The organism is Actinomyces urinae (assembly GCF_900119695.1).
Classification (GTDB): domain Bacteria; phylum Actinomycetota; class Actinomycetes; order Actinomycetales; family Actinomycetaceae; genus Gleimia; species Gleimia urinae.
Window position 1 is genome coordinate 1,227,193 of sequence record NZ_LT632547.1, and the last position, 16,318, is coordinate 1,243,510.

Annotated in this window: 17 protein-coding genes; 6 read left to right on the top strand and 11 right to left on the bottom strand. The window is 56.5% G+C overall.

Going from position 1 to position 16,318, the window contains the following annotated elements; genetic code table 11:
- Position 1: 1 nt before the first annotated feature.
- Both BQ7114_RS06920 and BQ7114_RS06925 read left to right on the top strand, forming a co-directional pair.
- Entirely contained in the window at positions 2–628 is a 627-nt protein-coding gene (locus BQ7114_RS06920; protein ID WP_072343651.1) for a 2'-5' RNA ligase family protein, read from the top strand.
- Positions 629–673: 45 nt separating this feature from the next.
- Positions 674–1,684, top strand: a complete 1,011-nt coding sequence (locus BQ7114_RS06925) for a LacI family DNA-binding transcriptional regulator (RefSeq protein WP_072343654.1) — start codon at positions 674–676, stop codon at positions 1,682–1,684.
- A 71-nt stretch (positions 1,685–1,755) separates the two neighbouring features.
- Here the strand turns inward: BQ7114_RS06925 and BQ7114_RS06930 are convergent, their stop codons facing one another.
- From BQ7114_RS06930 to BQ7114_RS06940, 3 genes are all read right to left on the bottom strand, one after another.
- A complete protein-coding gene (locus tag BQ7114_RS06930; protein WP_326844868.1) occupies positions 1,756–2,928 on the bottom strand; it encodes a glycoside hydrolase family 97 C-terminal domain-containing protein in 1,173 nt (390 codons plus the stop codon).
- 422 nt (positions 2,929–3,350) lie between these two features.
- Positions 3,351–4,037, bottom strand: a complete 687-nt coding sequence (locus tag BQ7114_RS06935) for a rhomboid family intramembrane serine protease (protein WP_230205998.1) — start codon at positions 4,035–4,037, stop codon at positions 3,351–3,353.
- A 182-nt stretch (positions 4,038–4,219) separates the two neighbouring features.
- Complete coding sequence (locus BQ7114_RS06940; protein WP_072343664.1) at positions 4,220–4,741, bottom strand: peptidylprolyl isomerase; 522 nt, start codon at positions 4,739–4,741, stop codon at positions 4,220–4,222.
- Positions 4,742–4,894: 153 nt separating this feature from the next.
- Between BQ7114_RS06940 and BQ7114_RS06945 the strand changes: the two genes are divergently transcribed.
- Complete coding sequence (locus BQ7114_RS06945; RefSeq protein WP_083431781.1) at positions 4,895–5,458, top strand: hypothetical protein; 564 nt, start codon at positions 4,895–4,897, stop codon at positions 5,456–5,458.
- Between the two features lie 168 nt (positions 5,459–5,626).
- Here BQ7114_RS06945 and BQ7114_RS06950 read toward each other — a convergent pair whose 3' ends face one another.
- Positions 5,627–5,893 carry a cell division protein CrgA gene (locus BQ7114_RS06950; protein ID WP_072343669.1) on the bottom strand — a complete coding sequence of 89 codons (267 nt, stop codon included), beginning with the start codon at positions 5,891–5,893 and terminating at the stop codon, positions 5,627–5,629.
- A gap of 115 nt (positions 5,894–6,008) precedes the next feature.
- Between BQ7114_RS06950 and BQ7114_RS06955 the strand changes: the two genes are divergently transcribed.
- The 3 genes from BQ7114_RS06955 to BQ7114_RS06965 are packed head-to-tail and all read left to right on the top strand — an operon-like array spanning position 6,009 to position 7,725.
- Complete coding sequence (locus BQ7114_RS06955; protein ID WP_083431782.1) at positions 6,009–6,785, top strand: DUF881 domain-containing protein; 777 nt, start codon at positions 6,009–6,011, stop codon at positions 6,783–6,785.
- Positions 6,775–7,542 carry a class E sortase gene (locus BQ7114_RS06960; RefSeq protein ID WP_072343672.1) on the top strand — a complete coding sequence of 256 codons (768 nt, stop codon included), beginning with the start codon at positions 6,775–6,777 and terminating at the stop codon, positions 7,540–7,542. The genes BQ7114_RS06955 and BQ7114_RS06960 overlap by 11 nt, the downstream gene beginning before the upstream one ends.
- A complete protein-coding gene (locus tag BQ7114_RS06965) occupies positions 7,543–7,725 on the top strand; it encodes a hypothetical protein (protein ID WP_072343675.1) in 183 nt (60 codons plus the stop codon).
- A 71-nt stretch (positions 7,726–7,796) separates the two neighbouring features.
- Here BQ7114_RS06965 and pknB read toward each other — a convergent pair whose 3' ends face one another.
- From pknB to BQ7114_RS07000, 7 genes are read right to left on the bottom strand one after another with little or no spacing between them, the layout of a single operon-like run.
- Entirely contained in the window at positions 7,797–9,587 is a 1,791-nt protein-coding gene (gene pknB / locus BQ7114_RS06970; protein ID WP_072343677.1) for a Stk1 family PASTA domain-containing Ser/Thr kinase, read from the bottom strand.
- The gene (locus BQ7114_RS06975; protein WP_072343684.1) at positions 9,560–10,903 is read right to left on the bottom strand and encodes a serine/threonine-protein kinase; all 1,344 of its coding nucleotides are present in this window, start codon (positions 10,901–10,903) and stop codon (positions 9,560–9,562) included. The genes pknB and BQ7114_RS06975 overlap by 28 nt, the downstream gene beginning before the upstream one ends.
- Positions 10,896–12,344 (bottom strand): peptidoglycan D,D-transpeptidase FtsI family protein, encoded by a 1,449-nt coding sequence (locus BQ7114_RS06980; protein ID WP_072343692.1) that lies wholly within the window; start codon positions 12,342–12,344, stop codon positions 10,896–10,898. Before BQ7114_RS06980 ends, BQ7114_RS06975 begins: the two co-directional genes overlap by 8 nt.
- Positions 12,341–13,738: an FtsW/RodA/SpoVE family cell cycle protein gene (locus tag BQ7114_RS06985; RefSeq protein WP_072343699.1), complete on the bottom strand. Its 1,398-nt coding sequence runs from the start codon at positions 13,736–13,738 to the stop codon at positions 12,341–12,343. Before BQ7114_RS06985 ends, BQ7114_RS06980 begins: the two co-directional genes overlap by 4 nt.
- The gene (locus BQ7114_RS06990) at positions 13,738–15,030 is read right to left on the bottom strand and encodes a PP2C family protein-serine/threonine phosphatase (protein ID WP_072343705.1); all 1,293 of its coding nucleotides are present in this window, start codon (positions 15,028–15,030) and stop codon (positions 13,738–13,740) included. The genes BQ7114_RS06985 and BQ7114_RS06990 overlap by 1 nt, the downstream gene beginning before the upstream one ends.
- Positions 15,030–15,518 (bottom strand): FHA domain-containing protein FhaB/FipA, encoded by a 489-nt coding sequence (locus tag BQ7114_RS06995; protein ID WP_034508431.1) that lies wholly within the window; start codon positions 15,516–15,518, stop codon positions 15,030–15,032. Before BQ7114_RS06995 ends, BQ7114_RS06990 begins: the two co-directional genes overlap by 1 nt.
- On the bottom strand, positions 15,519–16,226 hold the full coding sequence (locus BQ7114_RS07000; RefSeq protein ID WP_072343710.1) for an FhaA domain-containing protein: 708 nt from the start codon (positions 16,224–16,226) through the stop codon (positions 15,519–15,521). It abuts the gene before it with no gap.
- Between the last annotated feature and the right edge of the window lie 92 nt (positions 16,227–16,318).

The window sequence follows — 16,318 nt, forward strand, 5'->3', positions numbered from 1 at the left end:
CATGCGACGCTTTTTTGATCGTGAGGATACGCGGTGGCGCCGAGGAAATGGTGCGCTCCACTTCTACCTCGCGCCCCCCGAGGATTCCCCCCTGTGGGACTTGGTGCGCGAGGCGGAAAAACCCCTGTCAGCGCTCCCGCAGATCGGTATCCAACCGCCGGAGTGCATCCACGTGACGGTGCAACGCCTCGATCTGTATCGAGACGAGATCAGTGACGCCCAATGGGAGAAACTGCGCTCGCAGATGGATCGTCGCATGGCGCAGATCGACCCCTTCACGTTGACCTTCGCTCCGCCGGCCGTCCAGGAACGGGCAGTGGAAGTGATTTCCCCAGAGAACCCCTCATTTACGAGGCTGATCGACGCTGTGCGTGACAGCATCGTTGACGCGGGGCTGGGGGAGGCGCTCACGGATCCACCGTTTGGCCCCCATTTCAGCCTGGCCTATGCGGTTGCGGGGACGAGTAGCGAAGAGGATCGGGCGCTTGCTGATGCTCTTCACGCTCTGAAAACCGACAATTCGATGGAGTGCTCACAGATCGCTCTTGTCGAAGTCGATCAAGACCAAGAGGCCGGTATTTTTTCCTTCCGTCCCCTATATACTTGGACGGTCGGAACCCCGCGCTGACGTCGGGGAATACCCCACCACTCACTGAAAGGCGGATGTTCGAGGATGCCCAGAAAGAAACGAGCCAGCATCATTGATGTGGCTCAAGAAGCGGGAGTGTCGCAGGCGACTGCCAGCCGCGCACTTTCTGGGCATCCCGCCGTCAGTTCCCAAGCGCGCGTCGCTGTGCGCCAAGCTGCCGCCCGCCTCGGATATGTGCGAAACCTCGGTGCTGCTGGGATCGCCAGTTCCAGCACCACCACTGTCGGCCTTTTGGTGCGCAACGTTGGACACAGCTTCTATGGGAAAGTTGCAGAGGAACTCCAAGCGCACACCGACGAACTCGGGTTAGAACTGCTGATTACCGCTGGAGGTGACAGCAAAGAAGGCCAGATGCAGGCCATTAACAACCTCGTGGGACACGGGGTGGGCGTGGTTATCGTTGCTTCTGGTCGAGTATCGAACGAGGCCATGCAGTATGCGGCTTCCTTCGTCCCGCTCATTACTATCGGCTGTGGGGAAACCCGCCCTGAATTTGATTCCGTGCGCATCGATCCCGCGTATGAAGCGATGCTGGCGCAAAAAGTTGTGGCCTATGGACACCGGAAAGTTGCTGTCACCGCCACCAGCCACCCCCTCGCGGCCACCCTGCATGCCCGTACCGCAACCTTCATTACCCAGCTGGTTGTCGACGGCGTCCAGCCACATATCGTGACGTCTCACAGCGACTACGGTGAGGATCTTTTCGACGGCATTGACCGGGCGATTGATGCCGGGTGTACTGCGGTCATTACGGGAAGTGATCTGATTGCGGTGAAAATTTTGGAACACTTGGCGTCGCGAGGGATTGCCTGCCCGGAGCAGGTGTCGGTGACGGGCTTTGACGCGACCGGTCCGTATTCTTCCCCGCTTTTGAACCTGACGACGGTTGCGCAACCGGTGCGTGAATTGGCGAGGCGGACCGTGCTGCTCGCGCAGGAACGCCTAGCCGGTTCCGAGGCGCGCAACGCCTCGATCCTGGTGCCCGGAGACTTCATCGAAGGAGGAACTCTGGGGCGCCTTCCTGAGGTCAAATAGGGATCTTTTCTCGTGAAAACGGACTGTGGGTGGAGGGGATCTATAGCTTTCTCCTCCACCCACAGACGTCGCTAGCGAACAATCACTCGATCAATATCAGGAGCCCATGGGGTGTTCCCTGAGATGGTCACAGTATTTGTACCGGAGTGGAGTTCGACTGGAATATCAACGGTTCGGACGATTTCCCATCCGCTGGGCTGCCCGTCATTTCCTTTCCCGGAACGTGGAGGTGCCACCACAATATTGCGGTCGTTGACGCGTAGCAGGAAAGAGCAAGGATCTTCAGAGAGGTATCCGACTGACAGTGTGTAAATTCCTGCCCGGTCTACCGAGATATTCGGAAAAGTGATTGCGCCGTTACTTCCCAGATTTCCTACTTTGCGACCGCCTGAACAGCCGGGGCACGGGGAGATCGATGCCTGCCCGGAGCTATGAGACAACTCGGCTTCAAATAACGTTCCCGTGTGATCTTCGCAGGGGAGAGGAGTGCGAGAAATATGAATGCTGATACCGCCATGACGAAGCATGCGCAGATCAAGTGAGTCCCGTGAGGTTACTCGCTGGGTGCTGATAGTGAGAGCTCGACCATCGTTTATATCGCTGAAGATCGTTGCTGTGTATGTGGTGTTTTGATTTAGGAATGAGAGGGGAATCGAGAGGGAGCGAGCCTCGTCTGAGATTCCTCCGATGAACCACTCGTCAGCATTTCTTCGAGCGAAAACTGCGTAATCATCTGGGAAGCCAGCAAGAAGACGGCTTTCATCCCACACCGTTGGAAGTGCTCGTAGAAGGTGACGCCCAGGCCATGTTTCATAGGCTGCGGCTGAATCCGCTAAATGGAGCATGGCGGAGGAATAGACAATGCTCAAGGCGAGCTGGTGTGCAACCGTTGTTTTGAGTGTGGAATTCGAGAAAATAACAGGTGTTGCATCCATTTTGCCGATAATGTTGCGAGTGAATGGAAAGGTTGCATCATGAGTGGCTGTGGGTGGGCGACCGTACTTGTATTGTTCGCTTCCGAGCACCGCTTCGCTGGTCACGATGTTCGGATATGTTCGGTTTTCTCCCCCAGGTTTGGTGCTCCCGTGGAAATTCACCACGAGCCGATGCTTGAGAGCGCTTTGAGCAATCCAGCCGTATAGCGTAAGAGTCTCGAGGCGATCAGATTGCATAAAATCAATCTTGAGTCCCGCTATTCCGCCTGAAGCCAGCGAGGACGAGGTGGTTGAGGAAATCTCTGGGATGCTTGCCCTCTACCACGACGAGGAGGTTGAGCGCGCCTCACGCTGCCATGGCCACCAACAAAAGGTGATCGCGAGCCGGCACGAGTTCGACACGTGCCCCGTGAACTCCACAACCACCCGGCCGAATAGGCCGGGTTTTTTGATGCCCAAGGTTGTCCGCGCGGTTGTCTATAACCGAAGCCGTTTGTGGGGCGCGATTTGGGAAACACTGCGGCGCTATGCAGCATATTCGTTCAGATTCTCTAACAAACACCACTTATGCACAGATATATCCACACCTGGGGAAACTTACACATATGTAGTTTTCACAATGTAGTTCCTTGGAATCTCACACAGTTTACAATGCGCAAACAAAAATCGAGCCCGACCTGTGGAAAACCAGCAGGTCGGGTTCGAAATAGTTGTGGAAAGCTGTGTATAACTCAGCCGTATAACTGAATAAGCCCCCAGTAGATCCCGTAGTTCAAGGTCAACAGCGCTACAAAAATCCCAATAGATGCCAACACGGTGGCGGTGGTTTGGCTCTTTTCAGTCTTTCCGGGCTTCGGTCTTGCCAGGCGAACCAAAATCCATGCAACCAGCGCGCCCGTGATCAAACCACCTAGATGGCCTTGCCACGAAACTCCAGACACTACGAATCCGTAAACCAGGTTCACGGCCAGCAAAACCACAATCGACGTTGTATCTGCGCCAGAGGCCTTTTGGAGCACGAAAATAGCTGCAAATAGACCAAACAGTGCGCCCGATGCGCCCACCGTTGCTCCCACTAGAGAAGTGGGATCAACAAATCCCCACGTCAGCACAAACAGTGATCCACCCATTGCAGAAGCCGCGTACAGAACAAGGTAGCGCCCGGCCCCAAGGACCTGTTCCACGGGGTTACCAACGATGTAGAGCGTCAACATGTTCAAGCCCAAGTGCAAAAGCCCACCGTGCACGAGGGCAACCGTGAGTAGGCGCCACGGCTCGTGCATTGACCAGGCGGGCACATACATCAGCCAAACCTGGAGGGGCTTGTAAACCGTAGCAAGAAGCGAAACCGCTATGGTTATGCCAAGAATCCAAGTGGTGATGCTCTTGCCCTGCAAGCGATATGAAGGCCTGCGCACGCGGGCGCGCGTGCTACTACTCGCGCACTCGGGACAGATTGAACCTACTTCAGTGTGTATAGTGCAGTCCGAGCAGGTGCCCCTTCCGCACCGTTTACACGTGGAAATGGCGGGGAGGTTTGGGTGGCGAGGGCAGGCCACAGCGGGCTGTGACCTGCGTTCACCGTAGCGTGGTTGATCGCTCACTCTTCGATATCAATCGTTTCGATTACAACGTCCTCAACCGGCCTATCATTCATGCCCGTTGGGACTGCGGCAATCGCATCAACAACCGCCTTAGATTCGTCGTCAATAACCTTGCCGAAGATCGTGTGGTTACCCTGCAGCCAGGTGGTTGGAGCAACGGTGATGAAGAACTGCGAGCCGTTTGTGCCGCGACCCATACGCTTGCCCGCGTTAGCCATTGCAAGTACGTACGGTTCGTTAAAGTTCAGCTCCGGGTGGATCTCGTCGTCAAAGTTGTAACCGGGGCCGCCAACGCCAATGCCAAGAGGGTCACCGCCCTGAATCATGAAGCCGGGAATAACGCGGTGGAAAACAACGCCGTCGTAAAGTGGTGCGTTGGTCTTTTCACCCGTTGCTGGGTGCGTCCACTCCCGCTCGCCTTGCGCAAGTTCCGCAAAGTTCTTCACTGTGATCGGTGCGTGGTTGGGGAAAAGTTCGATGGCGATGTCGCCCTTATTCGTGTGAATTGTTGCTTTCATACTGCGATTGTCGCAGATTTGTTTGGATATGTCTTTCTTGATCGTCCAAGATTCTCGGCCCGTTCATCCTGCAATGCGCGCAGTTTCAGTGCAAAATGGAAGGGATAGTGTTTCGCTAACGCGAAGCTGATTCTCAACGTAACGGAGGAAATGATGGGCAAGCTAGACACTAAGAAGCTCCATCGTGAGGCCGATGCCGCAGCTGAGGCCGCGATGCGTCATGGCGAAGAGTTTGTAACAAAAGCGCAGAACCTGGCGCAAGAGGGCGCAGAATGGGTTGCTCCTCGCGCTCAGCACCTGTGGGATGAGACGGTTAAGGCAACCGCCCCGGTGCTAGAGGAAGCCGCAGATCGCGTTCGTCCCTACTTGGATGACGCTCAGGCTGTGGCCAGTGATTACGCCAAGCGCGGCGAGAAGGCTGCTCGTGCAGCCTCCGCCGCAGCGAAGAAGGACGGCACTATTGCAGAGCGCGTACAGCGCGCGGGTGAGGCCAGCCGCAAGGAGCTAACAAAGCCGAAGAAGTCCGTTGCCGGTACGGTAGCTAAGACGTTCGGGTGGGTACTGCTCGGTACCGCAGCAGCTGGCGTTGGCTACCTGCTTTGGCGTCGTTCCCAGCCGATCGAAGATCCTTGGGCAGAAGAGTACTGGGCGGACCTCGACACCGATGTTGACATCGTCGAAACCCCGGCAGAATCTGCTGAGGAAACCGAAGAGTAAGCCAAACTTAGCTTCTTCGATAAGGGAGGTTGAGGCCGCGAGCCTCGACCTCCCTTTATATTTCAAAGCTCTCGGCAGCTACAGCCTTACACCGGTAACAGCCGTGCTAGAACGGGCTTAGAAAACACAAAAATGGTGGGCAATCAGCCCACCATTTTGAGTGAAACTTTAACGCCAGCGCAGGGTCATGAGGAATCCGGTCATCATGAAACCAAGGCCGATTGCAAGATTCCAGTTGCCAATGCCAGGAATCGGGAAGCGAGCCCCCGTCATATACATGACAACCAGCCAGAGCAGGCCAATGATCAGCAAAGCTACGAACGTGGGAGCCCACCAAGACGGTGAGAGCGGGATGCCGTCAGTCCACGATTTGATTTCCAAATCATCCGAATGGGACGAGCTGGACGTCTTCTTGCGTTTTCTTGATTCAGGCACGCCTAATACCTTCCGACAGAGCCCCACCCGTACACTGGTTACACTGGATTGGGCGAATGATTAAAATCTTGTAATAGCGTACCAAAAGTAACAGATATCGCGAAGAGGAGGGCTAGTGGAACACGCGGAAACGCGCGGCGCTCACTGCGGCGCGCCCAGTCGCGGAGCTACTCATAGCCGCAAAACTCCTTTTTCAGAGCGCATGAAACACATCTTTGGTCGCGGATTTGTGCTCTTCTTAGCTGGATTACTGTTTGCTGGTTCAATGACGTTCCGCCCTTCGGTTGGCTCGAGATACGACTCAGATTTGCTGTCTCTTGTGGCCCGCAAAGAAGCTGCCGTGAAGGAGTTATCCGCGGACAATGAAGAAATGTACAAGCAGATTGACCAGATGATCACAGCTGTGCCCGACCAGCCGCAACTGCCCGTGTCGGAACGTACGCGTGTGGAGCTGGCAGGACCGGGCGTCACGGTAACGTTGAATGACGCGCCGATACCCGAACCATTACCGGAGGGCGTTGTGGCAGACGACCTCGTAATCCACCAGCAGGATATAGAGGCGGTTTTTAATGCCCTACGAAGCGGCGGTGCGGAGGCACTCAGCGTGCAGGGCCGGTTCGTTCGCGCTGACTCGAAGGTTTCATGCGTGGGGAATGTAATCAACATCGACGGTAAGCTCTACTCGCCTCCTTACGAGATCGGGGCGATTGGAGATGCTGCGAAAATGCGTGGCGCGCTCGCTCAGGATCCACAGATCGCTGTCCTGGGCGAGTACGTAGCACGGTTCAACTTGGGCTACAGTGTTCGAGACGAAGCAAAAGTTAGAATTAGTGCCGTGAATCAACAGCCGGTATTCAACTTTGTGAAAGTGACGGCTAACAATGACAACTAGTCCATACCCCAGCAGACGCTCAGCCGCGCGCAAAAAACCAAGCCTTTTTATTAGGTTTATTGGTGTGCTTGGCGAGCTCATGATCACAGCTTCGCTTGTGATTGGATTGTTTATCTTCTGGCAACTGTACTGGACCTCCTGGGAGGTCGAAGCAGACCGGGAGCAGGCGATCAGTGACTTCGAAGCAAAACTTCCAAAGGTTGCTGTCGATAAGGTTCCTCCGGCTCATACGGAGGCTCCACCAGAGTTCACCCCGGTGGGTTATGGCGAAACCATGGGCATTTTGCACATACCCGTTTGGGACAATATGAAAGTTCCGGTGGTGCATGGAACTGCACAGTACCTGTTGGATCAGGCGCTGGGCGGACACTATGAATTCACGCAATGGCCGGGCGAGGTTGGCAACTTCGCTGTTGCTGCTCACAGGCGATCGTATGGCAACAACTTCCGTTATGTGGATACTCTCGAAGAGGGCACCCCCGTGGTTATGGAAACCTCGAACGCATTCTTGGTATACAAGGTAGTGCAAAAAGAGATTGTGCTTCCAGAGCAGACGGAGGTTATTAACCCAGTTCCTGATCAGCCGATTGACGTCACTCCCACAAAGCGGATGCTAACGATGACCACGTGTAGTACTGAGACTGGAGGCCAGTTTGGTAACAGTCATCGCTATATCGTGCACCTGGAGTTCCAACACTGGTATGAGCGCGATGAGGGCCTGCCACCCGAACTGAAGTCTGAGAAGGAGGGCGCATAAATGTATGCCGCTATCTTCCGCCTGCTGCCGGGCCCGAAGTGGTTGAAGGTTGTCTGGTCGATCCTGCTGATTGTTCTCGTGGCCTGGTTGCTTCTCGAGTTTGCCTTCCCATGGGTACAAGAGACGTTTAACGTGGTTGAGAATACGGTCGACGTGCCGGGTGTGACAACAACGAGTACGTAAGCACTTAACATACGAAAATAGGTGGGCGGTCCGTTACATGAGTTTACGGACCGCCCACCTATTCGTGAGGATTATTGCGTATTTTCGGAGGGCTGTTCCTCGGTTGGTTCCGTCTGCTCTGGAACGGGAGGCTGCGCGGGCGCGGGCGCCTTAGCAACTGTGACGGTGATCGTAGTGTCCTTCGATACCGTTCCGGTTGCGGAAAGGCTCATCACGGTGCCCTCCGCGTGGTCAGCACTCTCTTCGGTTTCAACGTTGGTGTTAAGGCCCAGCTCCTGCAGTACTTGGAGTACCTCGTCGCGGGGGCGTCCAACTAGATCGGCTGGTACGGAAACGTTGCCAGACGCGATGAATAGTGTCACTGACTCGCCTTCGCTGATCTTAGCTCCGGCCTCTGGGTCGGTCTTGATAACCCGCCCCTTCTCCTGTGAAGGATCGTCAACGGTGACAACATCAGATACCTGTAATCCCTTTTGCTTGAGTTGATCTCGAGCTTGCTGCTGAGTTAGGCCGCTAACGTCAGGAACCGTTGTGTCTGCAGGACCTGAAGAGAGGACCACCTTCACGGTTGTGCCCTTATCTACGATCGTGCCTGCTTCCGGGTTAGACGAAATGACCGAGTTTGCAGGAATTTCTGAACTTGCTTCGGTGCTTTCGATGGCAAACTCTAATCCAGATTCTTTAAGCGTCGCGATTGCTTGTTCTTGAGTTTGTCCAACAACGGTTGGAACCGGAACTTGCTCTACTTCCGGCTCCCCCGAGTTGGTGGCGAACCACCACACCAGGCCGCCAATCATGGCAAGGGCAACAACGATAAGTAAAGCGATTGGCCAGCGCTTCTTCTTGGGTTCCTCCTCCAAAGTGTCAATGCGCGCCATGGTTTGCGTATCGTAAGCGGGGGCAGGAGGTGGCATGGTTGCCGCAGGTATCGTCATGGTTGCAGGGGACATAACCTGGGTTGCTGGAATCTGCCACGAGTCCGTTTCAGGTGCCATCACGAGAGCGCCGCGTGCCGCTCGGTTTAGGTCGGCACGCATCTCTTCAGCGGAGCTGTACCTGTCGTCACGGTTCTTTGCCAAAGCCTTGAGGACAACCCGGTCAATCGAGTCCGGCACGTCACTGGTGATAGACGAGGGGGTGGGCGGAATCTCTGAGACATGCTGGTAGGCCACGGCGACAGCAGAATCTCCCTTGAATGGCGGCTGCCCCGTGAGAAGTTCAAATAGTACGCAGCCCGTGGAGTAAATATCAGAACGGGCGTCAACCGGGTCGCCGTGTGCCTGTTCGGGGGAGAGGTACTGAGCGGTTCCAACCACGGCATTGGTCTGCGTCATGGTGGCTTGAGAATCCGTGAGGGCACGTGCGATACCGAAGTCCATGACTTTGATCTTGCCGGTGTTCGTCAGCATGATGTTGCCCGGTTTGATGTCACGGTGAACCAGGCCGTGTACGTGCGAATACTCGAGGGCGGAGAGTACGCCAGAGATGATTTCTACGGCTTCGTCGATAGGAACCGGGGCCCCTCCAGCAAGGAGGTCACGCACCGTGTGTCCTTCAACGTATTCCATAACGATGTAGGGCACGGAGACCGTTGATCCGTCAGGAGTTGTCACGTCCTCTTCGCCGGTGTCATAAACCGCAACTATGTTTGGATGATTCAAAGACGCGGCAGCCTGCGCTTCGCGGCGGAAACGCGTTTGGAAAATAGAGTCTCGCGCAAGGTCAGTGCGGAGCATCTTGATTGCGACCACTCGAGACAGGCGGGTATCGAAGCCAAGATGTACCTGTGCCATGCCTCCACGGCCGATCATCGACCGCACTTCGTAGCGTCCGGCTAGGCGGTGGGTGTGGTTGTCAGCCATGCTTGAACCTCCGTTGATGTGTTCTCTGCCAGAATACTCGTAAATCTCTCGTGGCTCGCTGTGGAGCTTACGGAGCTCGGGGTGCTTTTGAAAGCAAATATGACTAGCAGCGTGACAATAAAAATAACAATTGCGACAACTAATAACTCTTGTATTTTCAGCTCGTAAGCATCTGTAGCTGCGTGTCTGTAGGTCTTGTTACCTGATGGTTGTTGCCGTGAATTAGGAGCATATTGTGCCCGGGTGGGTAAATTGCTTTTCGTTGCCCGTTTTACGGATTGGTTGCGCTGGCCAGATTTGGAAGTGGGTGACGCGTCGGTTCGCACTTTAGAGGCAGTGGTTTTGCGTGGCTTGGTCACGTCAGTGCGTCTTTTGGTTGCGGCCTCGTTAGCGGAGTGTTTCTTAGGGATCGAAGTGGTAAAGCCCGCGCGATTACGTTTGAGGGTAGCTGGTGGCGCATCAGGTAGCGAAACGGGTTGAGGATTGGTAGATAGTCCAAGGGAGAGAGCGGCGTTGGATAGTTGCTTGGCGAGGGTAGCACCATCTTTTGGTCGATCTGATGGCTTCTTTTCCAGCAGTTTCATGACGATCTGCGCGAGCTCTTTGGGAACATCGTCGGGTAGTGGTGGGACTTCATCATTGACGTGAGCGAATGCGACGTCCACCTGGGTTTTGCCTGTGAATGGACGCTTTCCAGCAAGTGCCTCGTAGGCAATCACGCCCAGTGCATAGAGGTCGCCGCTGTGGGTTGCGGGATCTCCCATCGCCTGTTCGGGCGGCAGGTATTGAGCGGTACCCATTACCATGCCAGCCTCAGTCATGGTGGCTTGGCCAGGCGTAGTGGAAATGCCAAAGTCGGTGAGTTTAACCAAACCTTCGGGCGTGATGAGGATGTTGGAAGGCTTAATGTCGCGGTGGACGATTTCTCGGTCCTTTGCCGACTGAAGCACGTACGCGGTTTGGATAAGGATGGGTAGTAGCTGGTCCGGAGCGATGCGGTTACCGCCACGCAGGTACTCGTTGAAGGGACGGCCCTCAACGTACTCCATGACAATCCATCCTGTGCCGTCCTCTTCACCGTGATCGAGGACCGCAGCGATGTTGGGATGTTGTATGCGCATGGCGTTAGTTGCTTCCATGCGTAGACGTTGGAGGAAGGTAGCCTGGCCGGTGAGTTCTGGTTTGAGGATCTTCACGGCAATGTGTCGGCCCGTCACCTTATCGCGCGCGGTCCAAACTTCGCCCATGCCGCCCGTGGCAACCTGGCGGACAAGTTTGTAGCGCCCGCCCAGTACTTTCCCGCTGTAGTTACTCATCGGCGTACTCAGCTTCCAAGAGTTGGCGCACCACTGGGCCGGCGTCCGTTCCGCCACCCACATACGGGTTGATGTCGTCGCCCTGGATGGCAACGGCAACAACTACGGGGTTGTCGTTGGCGATAAAGGCTACGGACCAGGCGATGTTGTGATCTGCCACCTCGGCCGTACCGGTTTTTGCAGCGACGGTGGCGTCAGGCAGGTACATGGTTCCGCCCGTGCCGTACCGAGTGTCAACTACCGCAACCATCATTGTGCGCAGCTGAGAGGCAACCTCTGGTGTGATTGGAGTAGAGAGGAGTTTTGGTGTAGTGGTGGTTTGAACCTCAAGATCGGCGTTTACTACCGAATCGATAAGGTACGGCTTCATTAGTTGCCCATTGTTTGCCACCGCCGCAGCGATCATAGCCATTTGAAGAGGCGTGACTTGCACGTCGCTTTGCCCAATCGCGGCGAGGGCGGTCTGAGCCTGGTCTAAGTCGTCAGGATAGGCTGAGGGAGTAACTGGTAGCGGGATGGCAAGATCCTGCTCGAAGCCGAAGTCTAGGGCCTTCTGGCGGAGCTTTTCTGCGCCAACTGTGACACCGCCCTCGGCAAAAGTTGTGTTGCACGAGCGCGCGAAGGCTTCGGTCAAGGTCGGGTGGCCGTCGCCGCAGGCAAGGCCACTAATGTTAGGCAGGTCGGTTTCAGTGCCGGGTAGGCGGTATGAAGCCGGGCCGTTCACCTTCGAATCTGGAGTGAGACCGGATTCAAGCATTGCCGCGGCAGTCACAAGCTTGAACACTGAACCGGGTGCGTAGCGATCGCCTGCAATGGCGCGATTCTTGAGTGGCTTTCCACTGTCTGCGTCCAGCTGCTTGTAATAGTCCATTGCTGCCGCCCCGTCCGGGTCGGCTAGTTTGTTCGGATCGTAGGAGGGGGAGGAGTAGAGGGCGCGGATTGCCCCGGTCTTCGCCTCGATGGCAACCACAGCTCCTTCACGACCTCCGAGGGCAGATTTAGCGGCTTCTTGGAGAGAGGCGTCGATGGTCAGGTTGACGCCTCCACCTCGCCGCTCCTGACCGGTGAGCAGGTTTTGGAGCCGCTGGGTGAAGAGGGAGGGTGCGTCGCCCTCAAGAATCTCGTCGGCGGCGGATTCAAGGCCGCTGGATGATCCGAGGTTTGTGGAGAACCAGCCGGTGAGGTGCCCGTAGAGGTCGCCGGCCGGATAGCTGCGGTTGTACCTGCGCGAGTCCGGGATTTTCACCGACTCGGCGATGGCGGTGCCGTTCACAATGATGGGCCCGCGGTCACGTTCTGCCGCGTGCAGGATGGTGCGCGAGTTGCGTGCGTCCGCGTTGAGTTCGGGCGCCTTGTAGAACTGAATGTAGGTGGCTGCTAGCGCCAGGGAACACACCATGGCAAACAGGATGATGTAAAGTTTGCGGATTTGATTGTTCATTGGGCGCCTCCCGCAAGGTCGCTAGGCATGGCAACCGGGGTTGGGGGGCGGCGCGACGCGTCGGATATGCGTAGCAGTAGGGCCACAGATATCCACGAGGCAACCATGGACGAGCCACCTTGTGCGAGGAAGGGCGCGGTGAGGCCCGTGAGTGGGATCAGGCGGGTGATGCCGCCGAGCACTACAAATAGTTGGAGGCCGAGCGAGAAGCTGATGCCGGTGGCAAGTAATTTGCCAAATCCATCGCGCACACCGATGGCGGCGCGCAGCCCGCGCTCGATGAGGATTAGGTACATGAGCAATATGGCCATGAGGCCGGTGAGGCCAAGTTCTTCCGCGAGGGAAGACAGGATGAAGTCAGACTGTGCAAAGGGTACTAGTTGTGGGTATCCGCGCCCCCAGCCGGTACCGAACAAGCCACCCGATGCCATTCCGAACTGGCCTTGCACTACCTGGTGTGAACCGCCGATGGCGTTGTAAATGTCATTGTCGTACGCGTGAAGCCAGATGTTGATTCGCCGCCCAACATGAGGGAAAGTCTTGATTGCGAAGTAGGCGGCTGGTGCGAATAGTGTAGCGCCGATGATTAACCAGGAAACGCGGGCAGTGGCCACGTAGATCATGGCGATGAACAGGCCGAAGAATAGTAGCGAGGTGCCAAGGTCGCGCTGCAAGACGAGCACGAGGATTGCTACCAGCCATGTGAGCAGGATGGGGCCGAGGTCGCGTGCGCGAGGCAGGCGTATACCGAGGAATTTCTTGCCTCCAACGGTGAGCATGTCGCGGTTGGTGACGAGGTATCCGGCGAAGAAGATGGCGAGGGTGATTTTCACGAACTCGGCAGGTTGGACGGAGAATGGGCCGAGGTAAATCCAGATGCGCGCGCCGAAATGTTCCTGTCCAAGCCCGGGAATGAGGGGCAAGATTAGTAGCACGATGGACACGAACATGGCGATGTAGGTGTAGCGGCGCAGGTTTCGATGGTTGCGAACCAGAATGAGGACGGCCGCACCGGCCAGTAGCCCTACGGCTACGAAAATCAGCTGTTTCATACCGACAATCGGGTATTGCGATTCAGGCGGTAGGTTTTCGTTCAGCGTTTTGTAAGACACGTCGAGCCGGTAAATCATGGCGAGGCCAACGCCGGTCAGTCCGACAGCCACGGGTAGGATCACTGGGTCAGCGTGCGGAGCGAGTTTACGTACCCCGAGGTATGCAACGGTTGAGAATACGACGAGGATTACCACGTGCCAAAGGATGTTGGCAGGCAACTCGTCGGTTCGATTCAGGGAGGTGAGGACGTAACCGCCCAGGCCCGCGGCCGTGGACAGGACAAGCAGGAGCAGCTCTAAGAAGGGCCGCGATCTTGGAGGAGAGATCGTTACGGTTGCCATTAGCTCTCCTTAGTGGCAGCCGTTGTTGGTGAGCTGGTTCCAGATTCAGATGGTTTAGTTTCCCCCGTTTTGCTAGTCGTTTCAGTTGTCGAAGTTGTCTTACTGTTCTTCGCTGTACGCTTTAGGGATTCAACGTACTGGTTGATTTCCTCCATGGAAGATCTGCGTACAGGCTCTTGTAGACGCGTTCTTTCAACAGGGAGGAGATCTGTAGCCTTGAGCTCGGTTAGTTCAACTGGGTGAGATAGCTCGAACGGGCCAACCGCCTGCGGAATACCCTGGAAGATGACAACCTGGTCTTCCACCAATTGCGCGTAATACTGGGTTTGTGACCAAACATATCCGCCCCACGCACCCAGAATGACCAGCGTTGCAGCGATTAGAGCGAAGAAGGGTTTAACCCAGGATCTTGGTTTCGAGTCTTCGGGTTCTTCCTCATCGATCATGGTTTCTCGCGGGGCGAGGTTAGCGGCACGTGCGGCAGCGCCTCCGCCTCCGCGGCTAGGAAGGTTGCGGTCAATCGCTGCGGCGCCCACTACCTGGGGGGTTGGCACGTCGATGGAGCCGGCGGGTACGACGTCAGCGATCACGCATGTGATGTTGTCGGGCCCGCCCCCTCGCAGGGCGAGGTTGATTAGTTCTTCGGCGCATTCGCCAGGATCGTCGATGGTGGAGAGCGTTTCGATGATGGTGTCGGCGGAAACCACGCCAGACAGCCCGTCGGAGCACAGCAACCACCGGTCGCCTACCACGGCTTCGCGCACGGATTCGTCGGGCACAACGTCAGAGTCGGAGTCGCCAAGAATACGCAGCACGATCGAACGCTGTGGGTGGTTTTCAGCCTCTTCTGGCGTGATTTGCCCGGTTTGGATGAGGTATTGCACAAACGAGTGGTCGGTGGTGACCTGCGTGAGGTTGTCGCCGCGAAGCACGTATGCGCGCGAGTCACCGATGTGCACCATCGCAAGTTTTGACCCGGACCGCATGAGGGCAATGCAGGTGGTGCCAAGGCCTTGCAGTTTCGGGTCGTTCTTTGAGCGTTCAATCAGCTCCTCGTGCGCCGCATTAAGGGCGTCGCGGAGCAGGGGAAGCATTTGCTCGGCCGGGTGGTCGTCCGCATCGAGGGGGGCGAAGTGGGCAACGGCCACCGATGATGCGATGTCTCCGCCCGCAGGCCCGCCCATACCGTCGGCCAGTAGGAGCAGGTGCGGCCCGGCGTAGCCGGAATCCTGATTGTTTTTGCGCACGAGGCCCACGTCAGACCTGGCGGCGAAGCGGAAGTCAATGGCCATTAGCTCACCAGCTCAAATGTGGTTCTACCAATGCGAACGTTAGCGCCAAACGTGAGCCGGTGGGGCCGGTCGATGCGCTCGTCGTCAACGAACGTGCCGTTTGTGGAGCCAAGGTCTTCAACCCACCAGCCTTCATCGTCCAGGTGGAGGCGGGCGTGGCGCGAAGATGCGTATTCGTCGTCGATTACAAGCGTGGAGGCGGGCGAGCGGCCGATAGTGATGTCCGCGTTACCTAGCTTCATGGTGGTGCCAACCAGGGGCCCTCCGGTGATAAGGAGTTTGGTTGGCGTTGCGGGGGCTGCGCCGCGTTTGCGGCGTCGTTTAGATTCAGCGAGGTGCTTGTCAGCCTCTTTGCGACCCGCACCGCGCGGGGTGACCACGGTTCCGAAGATGTCTTGGCGTAGCAGTGAGACAGCTCCGAGCGCCACCGCCCAAAGTAGGAGGAGATAGAGGAGTCGGAGCAGCGTGAATGCTAGGTCAGAAGCCATCTACGTGTATTGCTCCTTTGCGGCAGATGTCCAAAACAGGATGCGCGTGCGTCCGATCACCAGCTGATTTCCGTCCACTAGTGTGGCGGCGTCTACCTTGTGTCCTTCGACGTAGAGGCCGTTTGTGGAACCAAGGTCGGAAGCAATCACGCCGTCTGGGGTTTTGCGTAGTTCGAGGTGGCGGCGAGAAACTCCGGAGTCTGAGATGGTGATGTCGGCTTCGGCGCCGCGTCCGAGGATGGTTACAGGCTCGGTGAGGATCCAGCGTTCACCCTCTACGTCGATGATCGGGTTGGATTCGGTAGCAACTTGGCTGGTGGCTGGGGCTACCGCCCCGCGTTTGGTGCCAACTTCGATTTCGAGTTCACCCGTGAGCTCTTCAGGGCCTTCCTCAATATTCACGTCGATGGGGCCAACGAGGGCGAAGTTGTTTTCTTCGGCGTGTTCTCGTGCCGTGTTCTCCACTTCGGTGGCGAGGACGTCAATGCCTAGCTCTTCTAGTCGCTTCATGTCGGAGGGTGCGACGCGGACAGTGTACTGGTTTGGGGCGATGGCGCGATCCCGGGAGTATTCCTGGACGTGGTTGTCCATGGCGCTGCGCACCGCCGAGCTGACGTCTACAGGTTTAAGTTCAGAACGGAAGATCCGGGAGAAGGTGCCTTGCACGCCTTTTTCGATTACTGATTCGAATCGGTCAAGAAACCGCATTGTCCACCCCCAATAGGTAGCTCGATTGTTTTGCTACAAGCTCGGAATCTACGCTACTACTTTGGCCATATTATAGCGATTGCGCGAGGTTG

Excerpts from the sequence above, each read along its gene's own strand:
- BQ7114_RS06975 (WP_072343684.1), bottom strand. The coding sequence starts at position 10,903 with ATGAGTAACTACAGCGGGAAAGTACTGGGCGGGCGCTACAAACTTGTC.
- BQ7114_RS06985 (WP_072343699.1), bottom strand. The coding sequence starts at position 13,738 with ATGGCAACCGTAACGATCTCTCCTCCAAGATCGCGGCCCTTCTTAGAG.
- BQ7114_RS06965 (WP_072343675.1), top strand. The coding sequence starts at position 7,543 with ATGTATGCCGCTATCTTCCGCCTGCTGCCGGGCCCGAAGTGGTTGAAG.
- BQ7114_RS06920 (WP_072343651.1), top strand. The coding sequence starts at position 2 with ATGCGACGCTTTTTTGATCGTGAGGATACGCGGTGGCGCCGAGGAAAT.
- BQ7114_RS06945 (WP_083431781.1), top strand. The coding sequence starts at position 4,895 with ATGGGCAAGCTAGACACTAAGAAGCTCCATCGTGAGGCCGATGCCGCA.
- BQ7114_RS06990 (WP_072343705.1), bottom strand. The coding sequence starts at position 15,030 with ATGGCCATTGACTTCCGCTTCGCCGCCAGGTCTGACGTGGGCCTCGTG.
- BQ7114_RS06960 (WP_072343672.1), top strand. The coding sequence starts at position 6,775 with ATGACAACTAGTCCATACCCCAGCAGACGCTCAGCCGCGCGCAAAAAA.
- BQ7114_RS06980 (WP_072343692.1), bottom strand. The coding sequence starts at position 12,344 with ATGAACAATCAAATCCGCAAACTTTACATCATCCTGTTTGCCATGGTG.
- BQ7114_RS06940 (WP_072343664.1), bottom strand. The coding sequence starts at position 4,741 with ATGAAAGCAACAATTCACACGAATAAGGGCGACATCGCCATCGAACTT.
- BQ7114_RS06925 (WP_072343654.1), top strand. The coding sequence starts at position 674 with ATGCCCAGAAAGAAACGAGCCAGCATCATTGATGTGGCTCAAGAAGCG.
- pknB (WP_072343677.1), bottom strand. The coding sequence starts at position 9,587 with ATGGCTGACAACCACACCCACCGCCTAGCCGGACGCTACGAAGTGCGG.
- BQ7114_RS06995 (WP_034508431.1), bottom strand. The coding sequence starts at position 15,518 with ATGGCTTCTGACCTAGCATTCACGCTGCTCCGACTCCTCTATCTCCTC.
- BQ7114_RS07000 (WP_072343710.1), bottom strand. The coding sequence starts at position 16,226 with ATGCGGTTTCTTGACCGATTCGAATCAGTAATCGAAAAAGGCGTGCAA.